At 69.8% G+C, this 16,484-nt stretch carries 15 protein-coding genes; 6 read left to right on the top strand and 9 right to left on the bottom strand.

Annotation, left to right across the window (positions count from 1 at the left end):
- Positions 1-32 precede the first annotated feature (32 nt).
- Positions 33-1,334 (bottom strand): GH1 family beta-glucosidase, encoded by a 1,302-nt coding sequence (locus tag AB0L53_RS22500; RefSeq protein ID WP_363996852.1) that lies wholly within the window; start codon positions 1,332-1,334, stop codon positions 33-35.
- Between the two features lie 93 nt (positions 1,335-1,427).
- Between AB0L53_RS22500 and AB0L53_RS22495 the strand changes: the two genes are divergently transcribed.
- On the top strand, positions 1,428-2,078 hold the full coding sequence (locus AB0L53_RS22495; RefSeq protein ID WP_357950523.1) for a TetR family transcriptional regulator: 651 nt from the start codon (positions 1,428-1,430) through the stop codon (positions 2,076-2,078).
- 204 nt (positions 2,079-2,282) lie between these two features.
- On the opposite strand, the gene AB0L53_RS22490 is transcribed toward AB0L53_RS22495, so the two are convergent.
- Entirely contained in the window at positions 2,283-3,206 is a 924-nt protein-coding gene (locus AB0L53_RS22490) for an aldo/keto reductase (protein WP_363996848.1), read from the bottom strand.
- Between the two features lie 97 nt (positions 3,207-3,303).
- Between AB0L53_RS22490 and AB0L53_RS22485 the strand changes: the two genes are divergently transcribed.
- The 5 genes from AB0L53_RS22485 to AB0L53_RS22465 all read left to right on the top strand — a co-directional run bounded on the left by AB0L53_RS22485 (position 3,304) and on the right by AB0L53_RS22465 (position 8,691).
- Entirely contained in the window at positions 3,304-3,663 is a 360-nt protein-coding gene (locus AB0L53_RS22485) for a MerR family transcriptional regulator (RefSeq protein ID WP_363996845.1), read from the top strand.
- A gap of 35 nt (positions 3,664-3,698) precedes the next feature.
- A complete protein-coding gene (locus tag AB0L53_RS22480) occupies positions 3,699-5,129 on the top strand; it encodes a penicillin-binding transpeptidase domain-containing protein (RefSeq protein ID WP_363996842.1) in 1,431 nt (476 codons plus the stop codon).
- Between the two features lie 468 nt (positions 5,130-5,597).
- Positions 5,598-6,896 carry an ABC transporter substrate-binding protein gene (locus tag AB0L53_RS22475; RefSeq protein WP_357950534.1) on the top strand — a complete coding sequence of 433 codons (1,299 nt, stop codon included), beginning with the start codon at positions 5,598-5,600 and terminating at the stop codon, positions 6,894-6,896.
- 59 nt (positions 6,897-6,955) lie between these two features.
- Entirely contained in the window at positions 6,956-7,837 is an 882-nt protein-coding gene (locus tag AB0L53_RS22470) for a sugar ABC transporter permease (RefSeq protein ID WP_357643810.1), read from the top strand.
- Positions 7,834-8,691, top strand: a complete 858-nt coding sequence (locus AB0L53_RS22465; RefSeq protein WP_363996838.1) for a carbohydrate ABC transporter permease — start codon at positions 7,834-7,836, stop codon at positions 8,689-8,691. Before AB0L53_RS22470 ends, AB0L53_RS22465 begins: the two co-directional genes overlap by 4 nt.
- A gap of 34 nt (positions 8,692-8,725) precedes the next feature.
- On the opposite strand, the gene AB0L53_RS22460 is transcribed toward AB0L53_RS22465, so the two are convergent.
- From AB0L53_RS22460 to AB0L53_RS22430, 7 genes are read right to left on the bottom strand one after another with little or no spacing between them, the layout of a single operon-like run.
- Entirely contained in the window at positions 8,726-9,745 is a 1,020-nt protein-coding gene (locus AB0L53_RS22460; protein WP_363996835.1) for a 2-hydroxyacid dehydrogenase, read from the bottom strand.
- Positions 9,742-10,356, bottom strand: a complete 615-nt coding sequence (locus AB0L53_RS22455; RefSeq protein WP_363996832.1) for a histidine phosphatase family protein — start codon at positions 10,354-10,356, stop codon at positions 9,742-9,744. Before AB0L53_RS22455 ends, AB0L53_RS22460 begins: the two co-directional genes overlap by 4 nt.
- Positions 10,353-11,816 carry an FGGY family carbohydrate kinase gene (locus AB0L53_RS22450; protein ID WP_363996829.1) on the bottom strand — a complete coding sequence of 488 codons (1,464 nt, stop codon included), beginning with the start codon at positions 11,814-11,816 and terminating at the stop codon, positions 10,353-10,355. The genes AB0L53_RS22455 and AB0L53_RS22450 overlap by 4 nt, the downstream gene beginning before the upstream one ends.
- Entirely contained in the window at positions 11,813-13,288 is a 1,476-nt protein-coding gene (locus AB0L53_RS22445) for an FGGY-family carbohydrate kinase (RefSeq protein WP_363996826.1), read from the bottom strand. The genes AB0L53_RS22450 and AB0L53_RS22445 overlap by 4 nt, the downstream gene beginning before the upstream one ends.
- A complete protein-coding gene (locus tag AB0L53_RS22440; protein WP_363996823.1) occupies positions 13,288-14,523 on the bottom strand; it encodes a sugar ABC transporter permease in 1,236 nt (411 codons plus the stop codon). The genes AB0L53_RS22445 and AB0L53_RS22440 overlap by 1 nt, the downstream gene beginning before the upstream one ends.
- Positions 14,520-15,311, bottom strand: a complete 792-nt coding sequence (locus AB0L53_RS22435; RefSeq protein ID WP_225291926.1) for an ATP-binding cassette domain-containing protein — start codon at positions 15,309-15,311, stop codon at positions 14,520-14,522. Before AB0L53_RS22435 ends, AB0L53_RS22440 begins: the two co-directional genes overlap by 4 nt.
- Before the next feature lie 19 nt (positions 15,312-15,330).
- A complete protein-coding gene (locus AB0L53_RS22430; protein WP_363996820.1) occupies positions 15,331-16,419 on the bottom strand; it encodes a sugar ABC transporter substrate-binding protein in 1,089 nt (362 codons plus the stop codon).
- Positions 16,420-16,484: the final 65 nt, after the last annotated feature.

Raw genomic sequence — 16,484 nt, 5'->3', positions numbered from 1 at the left:
TCCGTGGTGGCTGGCGTGTCCTTGGGGGCGTGCTAGCGCTTGGTCGCCAGGAGGTCGCGGAGCCAGGTGTATGAAGCCTTCGGGGTGCGGTGCTGGGTGGGGAAGTCCACGTGTACCAGGCCGAAGCGCTGGTGGTAGCCCTCGGCCCACTCGAAGTTGTCCAGCAGTGACCAGACGAAGTAGCCCCGTACGTCGACGCCCTCCGCCGCGGCCTGTTCCACCGCTCTGATGTGGCCGTCCAGGAAGGCGATGCGGCCCTGGTCGTCGATCGTGCCGTCCGAGCCGGGGGCATCCTCCTGGGAGCAGCCGTTCTCCGTTACGTACACCGGCGGCAGCGCGGTGCCGTACCTGGTGCGCAGGCCCGTCAGGAGTTCGCGCAGGCCGTCAGGGACGACCGGCCAGCCGAAGGCGGTGGTGGGGTAGCCGGTGATGCCGTGGTCGGTGAAAGGCAGGCCGTCGTCCGTGGGCGCGCCGATGCGGGTGGGGTTGTAGTAGTTGATGCCCAGGCCGTCCAGGGGTGTGGAGATGACGGCCAGGTCGCCGTCGCGGATCACGTCCATGGCGCCGATGGCCTTCAGGTCCGGATACTCGCCCAGCAGGATCGGGTCGTTGAACAGGCGGTTGTGCAGCGTGTCGTACGCGTCGGCCGCCGCCAGGTCCGCGGCCTCCTCCGAGACGGGCCAGACCGGGGTGCAGTTGTTCGTGATCAGCACCTGCCGTGCCCCGGCCGCGCGCAGCGCCTGTACGGCCAGGCCGTGGCCGAGCAGTTGGTGGTGGGCGACGGGCAGGGCGTCGAACAGCAGGGCCTGGCCGGGGGCGTGGACGCCCATGCCGTACCCGAAGGCCATGTGCACGAACGGCTCGTTCAGCGTGATCCACATGGGCACCCGGTCGGCGAGGCGCTCGGCCACTATCGCCGCGTATTCGGCGAAGTAGTAGGAAATATCGCGGTTCATCCACCCGCCCATGTCCTGCAGCGCCTGTGGCAGGTCCCAGTGGAACAGGGTCGGTATCGGCGCGATCCCCGCCGCCAGCAGGCCGTCGAGCAGCCGGTCGTAGAAGTCGAGGCCCCTCGGCTCCACCCGGCCCGTGCCCAGTGGAAGGACGCGGGGCCAGGCGATCGAGAAGCGGTAGGCGTTGACGCCCAGGCCGGCCATGAGCGCGACGTCCTCGGGCCAGCGGTGGTAGTGGTCGCACGCGATGTCCCCGGTGTGCCCGTCCCGGACGCGGCCCGGCTCGTGGGCGAAGGTGTCCCAGACGGAGGCGCCCCTGCCGTCTTCCTTGACGGCGCCCTCGATCTGGTAGGCGGCCGTGGCAGTACCCCACAGGAACATGCGCACTCCTAAGCGATCATCCGAGTGGGACTCATGTTAACTCGCGGAGGCTCGGGGGAGCCTACCTGGCGGTAATACGCCAAGATGGGGGGCATGACGAGTACCCTGCGCCGGCGTCCAGCCCAACGCCGCAGCGTGGAGCGAGTCGAACGGATGCTCGACGAGTGCGCACATTTGCTCGACGAGGTCGGTTACGAGGCACTGACCACCAAAGAGGTCGCGCGCCGGGCGGAGGTGCCGATAGGCACGTTCTACCAGTTCTTCTCCGACAAGCAGGGCCTGGTGCGAGCGCTGGCCCTGCGCAACCTCGACGCCTTCCTGCAGCGCATCACCGAGCGGCTCACGGAGCGGATCGCCGAGTCCGGTCTCGACCACTGGACCGACCTGGTCGACCTGGCCATCGATGAGTTCGTGGTGATGAAGCGGACCACTCCGGGATTCGCGGTGGTCGACTTCGGGGAGGTGCTGACGGCGCCGGGCGGGCCGGCGCTCAAAGGCACCGACCGGATGCTCGACGCCGCGCTGGAGAACAACGTCGTGGTCGCCGACCGGCTGCGAGCCCTCACGGTCGACCTGCTCGACGCTCCTGTCGGGCCGGGGCTCGACCGCGCCCTGCTGGTGGCGGTCGAGGCCACGGACGCGGTGCTCAAGCTGGCCTTCCGGGTGCGTCCCGACGGTGACTCCGACCTGATCGCCGAGTGCAAGCAGCTGGTCCACCGCTACCTGGCCGATCACCTGCCCTGACCGCCCACCTGTCGGTGGCCGTTCCGTCTGCCGGACGGGTTCCGGTGCCGGCGCGGGTCCGCTAGCGGGAAGGGCGAGCGGTCTGGGAGAGGTCCTCGACCAGCCACAGGCCGCCTCCCGCCAGCACCAATCGTCCCTGCGGCACTCCGCGGGAGCGCTCCCGCGACCGCCCGGGCCATAGCCACCGCCACAGCGGTGCCGGTCTCAGCACGCCGCGTCCAGCCGGGCGCGTAGTTCGTCGTCCAGCCGTACGTCCGCCGCGCCCAGGGCCTCCTCGAGCTGGGCCATCGTGGAGACGCCGACGATCGGGACGTGCCCGTCGGCCAGCAGCCAGGCCAGCACCACCTGGTTGGGCGTCGCTCCCACCTCCGCCGCCACCTCACTCAGGACCGCGAGCCGCCGGGCCGTACCCGGATGCTGGTAAATGTCGGGGATCGGGCGGTCGGACCGTGTGTAGGCGCCCGCCATCAGCGTGTTGTACGCCCACAGCGTCACGTCGGGCTCGGCGCGTACATAATCCAGCGTCTCGTCCGTCGCCAGCGCGTGGCCCGACTCGGCCAGCCGCGTGAGCGGTCGCGGGCGCAGGTAGGTGTGCCGGAGCTGCAGGCATGTGTACGGCAGCCAGCCCCGCGCCGCCGACAGGTTCCTGGCCCGTTCGGCCCGCCAGGTGGCCAGGTTGCTGGCCCCCACGCTGCGGATCCTGCCCTGCCGGGCCAGGTCGTCGAATGCCCCCAGGGTCTCCTCCAGGGGTACGGAGCGGTCCTCGATGTGCGACCAATACACATCGATGTAGTCCGTCCGCAATCTCCGCAGGCTGCCCTCGATCGCCTTGCCGATGGAGGCGGCGGACAGTCCCTCCGCCGAGGCGAGCGTGTCGTCGCCGGGGACGGTGGGCCGGGCGCCGGTCTTCGTACTCAGGAAGATCCGGTCCCGGTTGCCCCGCGCCGCGAGCCAGGAGCCGATGGCTAGCTCGCTCTCGTCGCCCGTGCACCCCGGCACCCAGAACGGATAGCAGTTGGCCGTGTCCAGCATGGTGCCCCCGGCCTCGATGAACCGGTCCAGAATGGCGAAAGTGTCCTTCTCATCGACCGCGGTGCCGAACGGAATCGTGCCCAGTGCGATGTTCATGGTGGTGATCGTGGAAGCTGGAGTGCGGTCCATGTCAAGCCGGCCTCAGCTGAGAAGTGGTTGACCTGGAGTCGGCTCCAGGTGCGATGCTTCTGCCGTGAGCGTCTACACACCCGCGGAAGTGGTCGAGGAGACCGGCTTCACCCTGGACACGTTGCGCTACTACGAGAAGATCGGCCTGCTGGAGCCCGTCGGCCGCAACGCCGCAGGTCAGCGCCGGTTCACCGAAGAGGACGTCGGCTGGCTCGGCACGATCCGCTGCCTGCGTGACACCGGCATGCCGATCGCTGAGATGCTCCGCTTCGCCGCCCTGGTCCGGCAGGGCGACCACACGATCGCCGACCGCATCAAGCTCCTGGAGGAGCACGACGGCCGCGTCCGGGAGCAGATCGCCAACCTCACCGAGCGTCAGCGCTACATCCACAACAAGATTTCCTACTACCGCAGAGTCGTCTAGCCCTGTCTTTGGGGTCCGGTTGTTAGACCGGGAACATGGCCGGGCCCAGGGCGAGACGGATCAACATCCCGCTGCGCCGCGTCGCCAAGGGGTGCGCGATGCTGCTGTTCGCGGTGCTGGCCAACATCACGGTGATCCAGGGGTTCGGGGCGCGGGGGCTCAACGCCGATCCGCGCAACCAGCGCTCTGCCATCGCCAGGTTCGACCATCCGCGCGGCGACATCCTCACCTATGACGGCACGACCGTCGCCGTGAGCCGGGCGACGGCCCGCGGGCCGTACGCGTATCGCCGCGTCTACCCTCACGGCGAGCTGTACGCCCCAGTGACCGGGACGGCGTCGCTCAGCCGGACCACGGGCATCGAGGGGGCCGCGGACGACGTCCTGTCCGGTGACGACCCGAGGATCCAGGTCCGCTCACTCGTCAGGCACGGCAGGGCCCGCGGCGCCGACGTCCGGCTCACGATCACCGACCGCGCGCAGACGGCCGCGTACGAGGGCCTCAGGGCGGCGGGCCGGCCGGGCGCCGCGGTCGCCGTCAACCCGGCGACCGGCGCGATCCTCGCCCTGGCCAGCTACCCGTCGTACGACCCCAACGCCTACACCATCACCGACCCCGCCGAGCTGGCCAAGACGGACCGGCGCCTGCGTGGCGACCCCGCCGGGCCGCTGGTCAACCGGGCGGTCAGCCAGAGGTATCCGCCCGGCTCCGCGTTCAAGCTGGTCACCACGGCCGCCGCGCTGTCGTCGGGCGAGTACTCGCCCACCTCGCGGGTCGACGCGCCCGCCCGGCTGCGGCTGCCCGGCAGCACGGCCTACCTGCCCGAGACGGGCGGGTCCTGCGGCGATGCCCGTCCGACGCTGCCGGACGCCTTCCGGTCCTCCTGCGACACCGCCTTCGCCGGCATCGGCCTCCAGCTGGGGCAGGACATCCTGCGCGACCAGGCGGAGGCGTTCGGCTTCAACGACCGCGACCTCACGATCCCGCTGCAGGTCACCGCCAGCACCTACCCCCCGAACATGGACCGGGCCCAGACCGCCCTGTCGGCCATCGGGCGGCATGACGTTCGGGCCACACCGCTGATGATCGCCATGCTGTCGGCCGCTGTCGCCAACCACGGCGTCCTCATGCGCCCGTATCTGGTGGAGGATGTACGCCTGCCGGACGGCTCGCTCATCGACCGGGCCGACCCGGCGCCGTACCGGGTGACCATCCCCGCCACCCTGGCCGGCCAGCTCACGTCGATGATGCGCACGGTCACCGGTGCCGGCGGTTCCGGTACGGCGTCCGCCATCCCGGGCGTGCAGGTGGCGGCCAAGTCGGGGGTAGGGGAGGATCACGCGCTCTTTACGGCGTTCGCCCCTGCGGACACGCCGGAGGTGGCCGTGGGCGTGGTCCTGGAGCACGCCGCGCCGTCCACCGCCGCCCTCATCGCCCGCGCCGTCCTGGAGGCGGCACTCTCCTAAATCGGTACGCCAACACGCGCTAACCGGGATGACCTCGGCACTCTTCTCCTCCTACATATGGGGCTGCACAGACCTCTCTACACATCTCCGGGGCCGAACGGTTACATCCTCGAATGGCCATCTCGACGCATGCGGTGGCCGGTCCGCATGTCTAACGTTCTGCATGTGATCGACCGCACCTTGCGATCTCGCCTCTCAGTCAGGGGGCGTCGTGGCTCGATCCAATGGGGCGTCGCGTGTCCAGGCGGAGCTTGGCCTCCTCGGAGGGGTGGGGGTCTGGTTCCGGACGCGTGACAGCGGGCTCGAGCCGCGCAGGGCTCGGGCCCGCCCACCACCTGCTGGTCGTCGCGCCTATGCGGACCTGTTACCAGCACATGCCTTGACGGCTCCAAGTGCGAAGTGGGTTGATTGCCCTACTGACAACGTTGTCAACCTTCACCACTCGGGGTTTCGAAGGGACGGTGTGCGATGCGACGACGGTGGTTGGCGGCCGTCGCGATCACTATGGCGAGCGTGCTCGGCCTGGCCGGCTGCGGTGGTAGCGGCGGCGGCGCAACGGCGAGCCCGCAGGCCACGGGTGGCGGCGAGAAGAAGCAGGTCGAGGTGTTCTCGTGGTGGACCGGGCCGGGTGAGGCCGACGGTCTGAAGGCGATGCGGGAGATCTTCGAGAAGGAGAACCCGAACTACACCTTCTTCGACGCGGCGGTGGCGGGCGGCTCCGGCGACAAGGCCAAGGCGCTGCTGCAGTCGAAGTTGCAGGCGGACACCCCGCCGGACACTTTCCAGGGTCACGCGGGCGCCGAATTGCAGGGCTACATCAAGGCGGGCGACCTGGAGGACCTCAACTCCCTCTATGACGAGTTGAAGCTGAAGGACGTCTTCCCCTCCCAGCTGATCGACCAGATCAGCGTGGACGGCAAGATCTATTCGGTACCGGTCAACATCCACCGGTCGAACGTGCTGTGGTTCAACCCGAAGCTGCTGAAGGAGGCGGGGATCGCGGCCGCGCCCAAGTCGGTCGACGAGTTCATCGCCGACCTGGGCAAGGTGAAGGCCAAGGGCAAGATCCCGCTGTCCATCGGCTCGGAGTGGACCGTGGTGCACCTGATGGAGAGCGTGCTGCTCGGCTCGCTCGGCACCGACGCCTACAACGCGCTGTTCAAGCCGGGCGCCAACTGGGGCAGCCCCGAGGTGAAGAAGGCGCTGGAGAGCTTCAAGACGATCATGTCGTACGCGGGCGACCCGCAGGACGACTGGCAGCCCGCGGCCAAGCAGGTGGCCGACGGCGAGGCCGCGTTCAACGTCATGGGCGACTGGGCCTACGGCTACTTCCACAACCCGCCGGACGGTGGCCTGGGCAAGAAGTCGAAGGAGGACTTCGACTGGGCGCCCTCTCCCGGCACCGAGGGCACCTACCTGTGGCTGTCCGACAGCTTCACGCTGCCCAAGGGCGCCAAGAACCGCGACGGGGCCATCGCCTGGCTCAAGGTCGCGGCCAGCAAGGAGGGACAGGACGCCTTCAACCCGAAGAAGGGCTCCATCCCCGCCCGTAAGGACGCCGACCAGTCGCTCTACACCGACTACCTGGCGGACGCGCTGAAGGACTGGTCGAGCAACAAGCTGGCCGGCTCCATCCAGCACGGGGTGTCGGTGAACCAGCCGTGGCTGGCCTCGATCACCGAGGCGGTCGGCCTGTTCATCGGCAGCAAGGACGTCGCGGCCCTGCAGAAGGGGCTCGTCGACGCCGCAACGGCCAACGCGCAGTAAGACAGTCACCCGGGTACGGCAGGCGTTTCGCGCCTGCCGTACCTCTTGGAGGGGATGTTGTGAGGCGGGCACGCACCTGGCTGCCTGGGTTACTCCTCGTCACGCCGTCCATCATCGCGATCGGCGTGTTCGTGTACGGCATGCTGGGCTGGAACTTCCAGCTGGCCATGACCGACAAGCACGACGAGGTGTCCGAGGGCAAGTTCGTCGGGCTGAAGAACTTCGTCGACATCTGGGACCTGCCTCGATGGCACCTCTCGGTGCAGCACGCGATCATGTTCACGCTCGTGTTCGTGCTGGGCGCGCTGGTGCTCGGCTGGTTCCTGGCCTTCCTCATGGAGAAGGGGATCAGGGGCGAGGGGACGTTCCGGGCGATCTATCTGTTCCCGATGGCCATCTCGTTCGTCGCGACCGGCATCGTGTGGCGGTGGCTGATGAACTCGGGGATGGAGCAGCGGGCGGTCGGGCTCAACCGGCTCTTCGACTGGATCGGGCTGCCGCAGTGGCAGTGGTTCCGGGATCCGGACTGGGGGATGGCCGCCATGGCCCTTCCGGCAGTCTGGCAAATGTCCGGATATGTCATGGCACTGTTCCTGGCGGGGTTCCGTGGCGTGCCGGAGGAGCTGCGCGAGGCGGCGCGGGTCGACGGGTGCAACGAGTGGGGCGTCTACCGGTACGTCGTGCTGCCGATGCTCCGCCCCGTGACGCTGTCGGCGCTGATCATCCTCGGGCACATCTCGCTCAAGGTGTTCGACCTGATCGTGGCGGTGTCGGGTAAGCAGATCATCACCGACGTGCCCGCCGTGTTCATGTGGGTGGCGGTGTTCGACTCCCACGACCCGGCCAAGGGCGCCACCATCGCCTCGTACATCGTGCTGAGCGTGGCCATCTTCGTCATCCCGTATCTGATCTGGTCCGTGCGTAAGGAGAGGCGTTCATGACCGCGGTGATCGGGCGCCGGCGGGTGTCCAGCGGCGTGCGGCTCGTCCTGCTGATCGCCTTCGTGGTGATCTTCCTGATCCCGATCTACGTCCTGCTGGTCACCAGCTTCAAGCCGCTCACTGAGGCGGACCCGAGCCAGGCGTGGAATCTGCCGCGGACCTGGACCTTCGAGGCGTGGCGGGTGGCGTGGGAGAAGCTGGCCCCGGGCCTGTGGAACTCCGTCCTGCTGGCCGTGCCGGGCTCGCTGCTGTCCTGCGTGCTCGGCTCCATGAACGGCTACGTGCTGTCGAAATGGCGCTTCCCGGGCGCGGACCTGCTGTTCACGCTGTTCTTGTTCGGCATGTTCATCCCCTACCAGGGGGTGATGATCCCGCTGGTGCAGCTCCTGGTGAACCTCAACGAGGTGACCGGGCTGCAGGGCGTCTTCTATGGCGGCATCCCCGGGCTGACGCTGGCGCATGTGGTCTACGGCATCCCGATCTGCACGCTGATCTTCCGCAACTACTACGTCACCATCCCGGACGAGCTCATCGAAGCCTCGCGGGTGGACGGCGCGGGGATGCTGCGTACGTACTGGTCGGTAGTGCTGCCGGTGTCCGCGCCGGCCATCGCGGTGGTGATCATCTGGCAGTTCACCTCGATGTGGAACGACTTCCTGTTCGCCGTCTTCCTCACCGGGCCGACGAGCTGGCCGACGACCGTCATGCTCAACAACATCGCCGGCGCCCAGGCCACGCCGTACAGCCAGCAGATGGCGGCGGCGATCCTGGCGTCCGTGCCGACGATGCTGATCTACGTGCTGCTCGGCCGGTTCTTCATGCGCGGCCTGATGGCCGGCGCCCTCAAGGGATAGAGCCTCAAGGGATAGAGCCTCAAGGGATAGAGCCTCAAGGGATGAGCGCCTCCGGGTTGGCCCAGTGCTTGAGCGGCTCCTTGCGGACGTAGCGGGCCACGTCCTCGGCGACGATCTCGGCGGCCTTCATGGCCGTCTCCTTGCTGGCGCCGGCCAGGTGCGGGGTCATCACCAGGTTGGGGGTCGTGAGGAGCCGCGACCCCGCCGGGATGGGCTCCTCGGGGAAGACGTCCACCGCGGCGCCGAACAGGTGACCCGACTCCAGCGCGTCGCACAGGGCGTTGTAGTCGAGCAGCGAGCCGCGCGCGCAGTTGACGATGACGGACCCGCGGGGCATCGCGGCGATCTGCGGCGCGCCGATCATGCCGATGGTCTCGGGGGTGGCCCGCGCGTGCAGGGAGAGGAATTGGGAGCGTTCGAGCAGCTCGTCCAACTCCACCTGTCCTGAAATTTCCACGTAAGGGTCGTAGACCAGGGCCTCCGCCCCGAAGCCCTCCAGCATGCGGGCCACCCGGCGGCCGATCGCCCCGTAGCCGACCAGGCCCGCCGTCGAGCCCTCCAACTCGGGCCCGACGTTGTCATAGGTGTAGTAGTCGCCCCGCCAGACGCCCCCCGCCAGGTCGGCGTGCGTCTGGGGGATGCGGCGGGTGGCCGCGAGGAGCATGGCCAGCGTGTGCTCGGCGGTGGCCACCGCGTTGCGTCCCGGCGCGAACGTGACCGCCACCCCCGCCTCGGTGGCCGCGTCCAGATTGGCGTTGACCGGGCCGCCCCGGCTGACACAGAACAGCTTGAGCTCCGGCGACGCGTCCAGCACCCGCTTTGTCAGGGGGGCCATCTGGGTCACGCAGACCTCGACGCCGCGCAGCGCCTCGATCAGCTCGTCCTCCACATCGGATGCCTCGTCCACCTCGCTCACCCGGCCGAACGGCACCTCCGGCCACGGCAGCGTCAGCTCACTGATCTCCACCTCTCCGGGAACCGCGTGCTGGAGCGCGTCGATGAAGAGGCGGTTCTGGACGAAGTGGTCGCCGGCGGCGAGGACTCGGATGGTCAACGAAGAGCTCCAATCGGGGAGTTGTACCGCAGGATCGCCACCTGGCCGTTCCGCGGGCGGATCTCGGTGATGGCGCAGTTGTCCAGCTTTGGGAAGAGCCGCCGGTATTCGTCCAGCGGCACGCCCATGAGCCGGCACAGCGCGATCCTGATGACGGTCGTGTGGGCGACGACCATCACCCGGCCGTCGGGATGGGCGGCGGCGATGTCCCGCAGGCACTCGGTGAACCGGTCGGCCGCCAGCTTCGGGTCCTCACCGCCCGGCAGCGGGTTCGTGGCGGGATTGGCCTCGAAGGCGGCGCGGGCCTCGGGGAAGTGCTCGCGCATCTCCGCCGCGGTCAGCCCGTCGGCCTGGCCGAAGTCGAGCTCTCGCAGCCGCTCGTCCACCCGCAGCTCGACACCCGCCGCCTCGGCGCTGGCGGCGGCGGTGATGCGGGCCCTGCCCAGCGTGGACGCCCAGACGGCCGCAAGCCCGGCCCGGCCCGCCCAGGAGGCCAGCTGCCCGGCCTGGTCGAGGCCGCGCGGGGTCAGCTCGATGTCGCTGAGCCCGGCGTAGCGGTTCTCGGCATGCCAGACGGACTCGCCGTGGCGCACCAGTGCGATGTTGGTCATGGCGCGGTCCTCTCACGGGCGTGGTCGGCGGCGCTCGCGGGCAGCCAGCCGCGTCCTTCCAGTTCGGTGACGAAGCGTAGGTAGGTCTCGTCCATGCGGGGTCCTGCCGGGTCCACGACCGCGCGGGTGCGGATCATCCCGGCCGCGTCGCCCTTGTCTCCCGCGGCCAGTACGGCCATGCCGAGCGCGGGCTCGGCGTTCTCCCGCAGCGTGATGGCACGCCCGAGGACGTCGGCGCGCAGCTGGGTCCAGTAGGCGCTCCTGGTGGCTCCGCCGGTCAGCACGATCTCCCCGTCCGCCGGGGCGCCCAGCAGGTCGAGATAGTCGAAGCAGAGCCGCTCGACGAACGCCGCGCCGCGCAGGATCGCCACGTAGCGCTCGACGTCGTCGGCGGGTCGGCCGAGCGTGAACCCCTCGGCCTCGGGCGCCACGAACGGGAACCGCTCCCCGCGCGACACGAGCGGATAGGTGACGACCGGCTCCCCGGCGCTGGTGGGGGTGGCGGTGGGGCCGTAGCGGGCGGCGGCCTGGGCGCTCAGCGCATCGAGGTCCTGCCCGGCGAACTCGCGGGTCAGCACCCCCGCGCCCGTGCTCGACGCGCCACCCGGCAGCCACGAGCCGTCCGGCGCGCGGTGCGAGTAGACGACGCCCAGTGGGTCGTGGATCAGCTCCCTGGTGACGCCCTTGAGCACCAGCGTGGTGCCCATGACGGAGTTCCAGCTGCCCGGCGTCATGGCCCCGGCGCCGAGCTGCGCCGCGCACCCGTCGGTGGTCCCGGCGATCACCGGGGTGCCGAGCGGGATGCCGGTGCTCGCGGCGGCCTCGGCGCAGACCGTGCCGAGCGTGGTGCCGGGCCGTACGACGTCCGGCAGCGTCTCGGCGGGCACCCCCAGCTCGTCGAACACCTCGTACGGCCACCGCTCCTCGATCAGGTCCACGCCGGTCTTCAGCGCGTTGCTCAGATCGGTGGCCACGTCACGCCCGACCAGGCGCCGGTTGACGAAGTCGTTCTGGTGCGCAAGCCGCGCGCCCGGAGGTGCGTCAGGCAGCAGCCACAGCAGCTTGGGCAGCGCCCAGTTGGCCTGCATGCGCTGGTAGCCGAGCCGCTGCCAGACGGCCGCGCCGACCGAGTCGATCCGGGCCACCTCGGCCACCGCCCGCCGGTCGTCGTACATCAGGCCGGGGGTCAGCGCGGCGCCGTCGGGGCCGGTCAGCAGGATCGTGCCCGAGGTCGCGGCCACGGCGACGCCGCGGATCCGCTCCGGCGGCACCTCGCGCAGCGCCTCGCGGGTGGCGGCGGCGAGCTGGCGCCACCACTCCTCAGGGTCCTGCTCGTGCCGGGGCCCGTCGCGGTGGCTGGTCAACGGCCTGCTCGCCGCGCCGAGCACCTCGCCGCCGTCCGTGACGGCCATCGCCCGGACGCTCTGCGTGCCCAGGTCCACACCGATCCAGACGCTCACGAGCGCCCCCGCATCTCGGCGAGCAGCGGCCATGATCGGGCGCTGGTCTCGCGCAGGGCCAGGAAGTCCTGGTACGCCGTGCCGTACGCGCCGGACTCGGGTCGTACGGCATCCCGCAACCGGACGAACCGGTCGGCCGCGGCCTCGATGCTCGTGGCCGCGCCCGTGGCGACCAGACCGACCAGGAAGGCGCCCCTGGCGCCGACCTCGGCGTCGCCCGATCGGAAGACCGGCAGGCCGGTGACGTCGGAGATCATCCGCAGCCACAGCGCACTGGCCGAGCCGCCGCCGCACACCCGCAGCTCGTGCGGCCCCTCACCGGAGGCGGCCAGGCAGTCCTGGATGACGAGTGTGAGCCCTTCGAGCACGGCTCGGGCGACGTGCTCGCGCCCATGCTCGAAGGACAGGCCGAGGAAGGCGCCCCTGGCCAGCGGATCGGAGAACGGCGCGCGCTCACCGGCGGGGGAGAAGTAGGGCTGGAACGACAGCCCGCCCGCGCCCGGCGGGCCGGTGGCGGCCAGCTCGCCCAGCTCGGCCGGGCCGTCCAGGCCGAGCAGCCGGCAGGCCCACTGGAGGACCTCGGTACCGGCGAAGGTGGGGAAGGCGCGCAGGTAGCCGTCGGGCATCGCGATCGTGATGCCGACGGGGTCGCCGTCCAGGTCGGGCCGCTCGACGACGGTCTCCGTGCAGAGCGTGGTGCCCAGGATGCTGCACGCCTGGCCGGGGCCGACGGTGCCGGCGCCGATCGCGGTGGCGGCGATGTCGTAGGGCGCCATCACGACCGGCGTCCCGGCGGGCAGCCCGAGGAGCTCGGCGGCATCCCGCGTCAGGGCGCCCACCCGGCGCGTGTCGTCGCGCAGCTCGGGCAGCAGGCGTTCGGCCCACTCCAGGCCGAACATGGCCAGGAGTGCGGGGGAGTAGGCACGGGTGCGCAGGTCCATGAAGGGGGCCGAGCCGTCGGACTCGTCGGCGGCCAGCTCGCCGGTCAGCCGGGAGAAGATCCAGCCGCCGCACGTCAGGTTGGCGGCCGAGCGGGTCAGCCGGTCGGGGTCGTGCTCGTTCAGCCAGGTCAGGATCGCGTGGGGGAGACCCGAGGCGGCGGAGGAGCCGTTGACGCGGAAGGCGTCGGCGGCCAGCCCCGAGCGGTTCCAGTGGTCGACCGTGGCGGCGGCGCGGCCGTCGTTCCACAGGATCGCCGGACCGGTGGGGCGGCCCGCCGCGTCGACCAGCCAGCAGCCGTCACCCTGCGCGGTCACGGCGACGAAGTCGGGCGCGGTGCCGAGCCGGGACGCGACCTCGCGGACCGTGCCCGTGACCGCGTCCCAGACGGAGTCCATGTCCTGCTCGGCATGGCCGGGCGCGGGCCTGGAGACGGTGGTCGCGTGCCGGGCGACGGCTGTCTCGGCGCCCGTCTCGTCGTATCCGACGGCTTTGATGACCGTGGTTCCCGCGTCGACGCAGATGACCGCCATCAGGCGCGTCCGTGGGAGGTCCGCGACTTGCGGGCGATCGAGTCGACGACCACCGCGAGCAGCAGGACGATGCCCGTGACCACGAAGCGGATGGAGGAGTCGAGGTTGAGCAGGGTCAGCCCGCTGGAGATCGACTGGATGACGATGATGCCGAGCAGCGCGCCGAAGGCCGTGCCGCGCCCGCCAAACAGGCTCGTCCCGCCGATCACCGCCGCGGCGATGGCGTTGAGGTTGACGTCGCCCGAGCCGCTGCTCTGGTTCGCCGCGGCCAGCCGGGCCGCCGCGAGGATGCCGCCGACCGCCGCGAACGACGAGCAGAGCACGAACACCGAGGTGTATACGGCCTTGACGTTGATGCCCGCGCGGCGCGCGGCCTCCACGTTGCCGCCGACCGCGTAGACGGCCCGGCCCCACTTGGTACGCGACAGCATGTAGTGCATGATCAGCACCAGCGCCACAAAGAAGATGAACATCCAGCCGATACCGCGGGTCTGCCCGAGGTAGTAGACCACGAAGGCCAGCACGACCAGCAGCGCCAGGCTCCTGACGAGCAGCATGGACAGGCTCTTGGCCGACAACCCGGCGCGCCGCCGCTCCTGGGCGTGCAGGTAGCCGCTGGCGAACAGCCAGACGGCCGCGATCACCGCGAAGCAGTACGACAGCCAGGCCGGTACGAAGTCGAGCTGCGCGAAGTTCACCAGGCCCGAGTCGAACGGCAGGTTGATCGAGCCCTTGGTGCCCAGCACGTAGAGCTGCAGCCCGAGGAAGGCCAGCAGCCCGGCCATCGTGATGACGAAGCTCGGCACCCCGAAGCGGTTGAACAACTGCGCGTACACCCAGCCGATCACCGCGCCCATGATGACCGCGGCCAGGATGGCCAGCCAGACCGGCAGCCCCCGGCTCACGAAGAGCACGGCGAGCACGGCCCCCGACAGGCCGCTGACCGAGCCGACCGACAGGTCGATCTGGCCGACCAGCAGCACGCAGACGATGCCCAGCGCGATGATGCCGGTCGCGGCCGACTCCAGGGTGAGGTTCACCAGGTTCGCGCTGGACAGGAAGATCGGGTTGAGGATCTGCAGCACCGTCCAGATGACGATGAGCCCCACCACGACGGGGATCACGCCCAGGTCGCCGCCACGGGCCCGCTCGAGCACGTCGGCGATCGCGCCGCGCAGCCCTTCGTTCCCGCTCAGCCGCTCGTCCTGGCGGTCCGTGGTGAGCGTGCTGTTCATGAGGGCAGACCTTCCTTGCGGCGCGCCTGGCGCTGGGAGACCGCATTGTCGGTGGCGCCGGTGATGGCGGCGATGATCTCTTCGGTGGAGACCGCGCCCACGTCGAACACCCCGTTGTTGCGGCCGAGCCGGAGCACGGCCACGGTGTCGGCCACGGCCTGCACGTCGGCCATGTTGTGGCTGATCATGATGACGCCGAGGCCGTTCTCGCGCAGCCGCTCGACCAGGTTGAGCACCTCCGCCGTCTGGGCGACGCCCAGGGCGGCGGTCGGCTCGTCGAGGATGATCACCTTGGGGTCGCCGAGCAGCGACCTGGCGATGGCCACCGTCTGGCGCTGGCCGCCGGAGAGCGCGGCCACCGGCACGCGGACACTCGGGATCTTCGCCGACAGTTGGCGGAGCAGGTCCCAGGAGCGGGTCTCCATCGCCACGTCGTTCAGCCGGAGCGGGCGGACCTCCTGGCCCAGGAACAGGTTCTGGATCACGTTGAGGTTCTCGCACAGGGCGAGGTCCTGGAACACGGTGGCGATGCCGAGTTTGTGCGCCGCCGCCGGCGTCGGGATGTGGATGTCCCGCGACTCGAAGGTGATCGTCCCCGAGTCGGGCGGATGCACCCCCGACAGGATCTTGACCAGCGTCGACTTGCCCGCGCCGTTGTCACCGACGATGGCCATGACCTGGCCCGCCGCGACATCGAGGTCGATGTCGGTGAGCGCGGCGACCGCTCCGAACGTCTTGCTGATCCCTCGCAGGGACAGAACGCTGTCCGCTTGCTGTGTGGGCGACAAGGCCGCTCCTCCCCTAGCCCTACTTGATGTCCAGGTCGGCGCAGCCCTTGGCGTATTCGCCGGTGCACACTTCACTGGCCTTCATGATGCCGCTGTCGAACAGGACCGCCTTGATGTTCTCCTTGGTCACGACCGTGGGGACGAACAGCTGGGACGGCGTGTTGTAGAGCGTGGTCTTGCCCGCGGGCTTCTTGCCCTGCATGAACTGGTAGGCGACGTCGGCCGACGCCTCCGCCACGATCTTGATCGGCTTGGAGATCGTGTTGTACTGGTCGCCGGCGATGATCCGCTGGGCGGCGGCCGGCTCGGCGTCGTTGCCCGTGACCGGCGGCACCTTCACGCCGGCCGCCTTGAACGCGGCGATCGAACCGCCGCCGGTGCCGTCATTGGCCGCGACCACGCCGGCGATCTGGTCCTTGAACTGCGTGATCTGGCCGCTGACCCAGGTCTGGGCCTTCTCCGGCTGCCAGTCGGGAGTGTCGTACTCGGCCAGCAGCTTGAGGCCGCTCGGGTCGATCGCGCTGTGGATGCCCTTCTTGATCAGGCCGGCCGCCGCGTCCGTGGGCGAGCCGTTGACCTCCAGGAGGCCGCCCTGGATGTTCTCCTTCTTGAGGTGGTCGACCAGGGACTGGGCGATCATGTTGCCGATCTTCTCGTTGTCGAACGAGATGTAGTAGTCGGCGGGCGTGGCCGGAATCGGCCGGTCATAGGCGATGACCGCCACTCCCTGCGACTGCGCCGTCTTGACCATCGTGGCCGCGGCGGCCGAGTCGACCGGGTCGAGCACGATGGCCTTGACGCCCTGCGCCAGGGCCGAGTTCGCCTGTTGCTGCTGCTTGGCCGCGTCGGAGTCGGCGTTCTGGTAGATGACCGTGCAGCTCGGGCAGAGCTGCTTCATCTTGGCCTCGAACAGCGGCTTGTCCTGCAGTTCGTACCTGGTGGAGGCGAGGTCGGGCATGAGGAAGGCCACCTTGGCGTTCTCCGCGCCGCCGCCCGCCTTGGTGCCGCTGTCACCACCGGTGGAACCGGAGCCGCAGGCGGCCAGCGCCGACCCTGCGATGACTACAACCGCGGCGAACGCGGAGGTCCGCATCTGAACTCTCTTCACGGGATATTTCCTCACTTACTACGTCCTCACGGACTCGCTGATCGCGTCGCTCCCCCGAAAACGCC

The organism is Nonomuraea sp. NPDC052129 (genome assembly GCF_040680095.1).
Lineage (GTDB): Bacteria > Actinomycetota > Actinomycetes > Streptosporangiales > Streptosporangiaceae > Nonomuraea.
The sequence above is the reverse complement of the archived record's forward strand: the minus strand, read 5'-3'. Positions and strand labels throughout refer to the sequence as shown.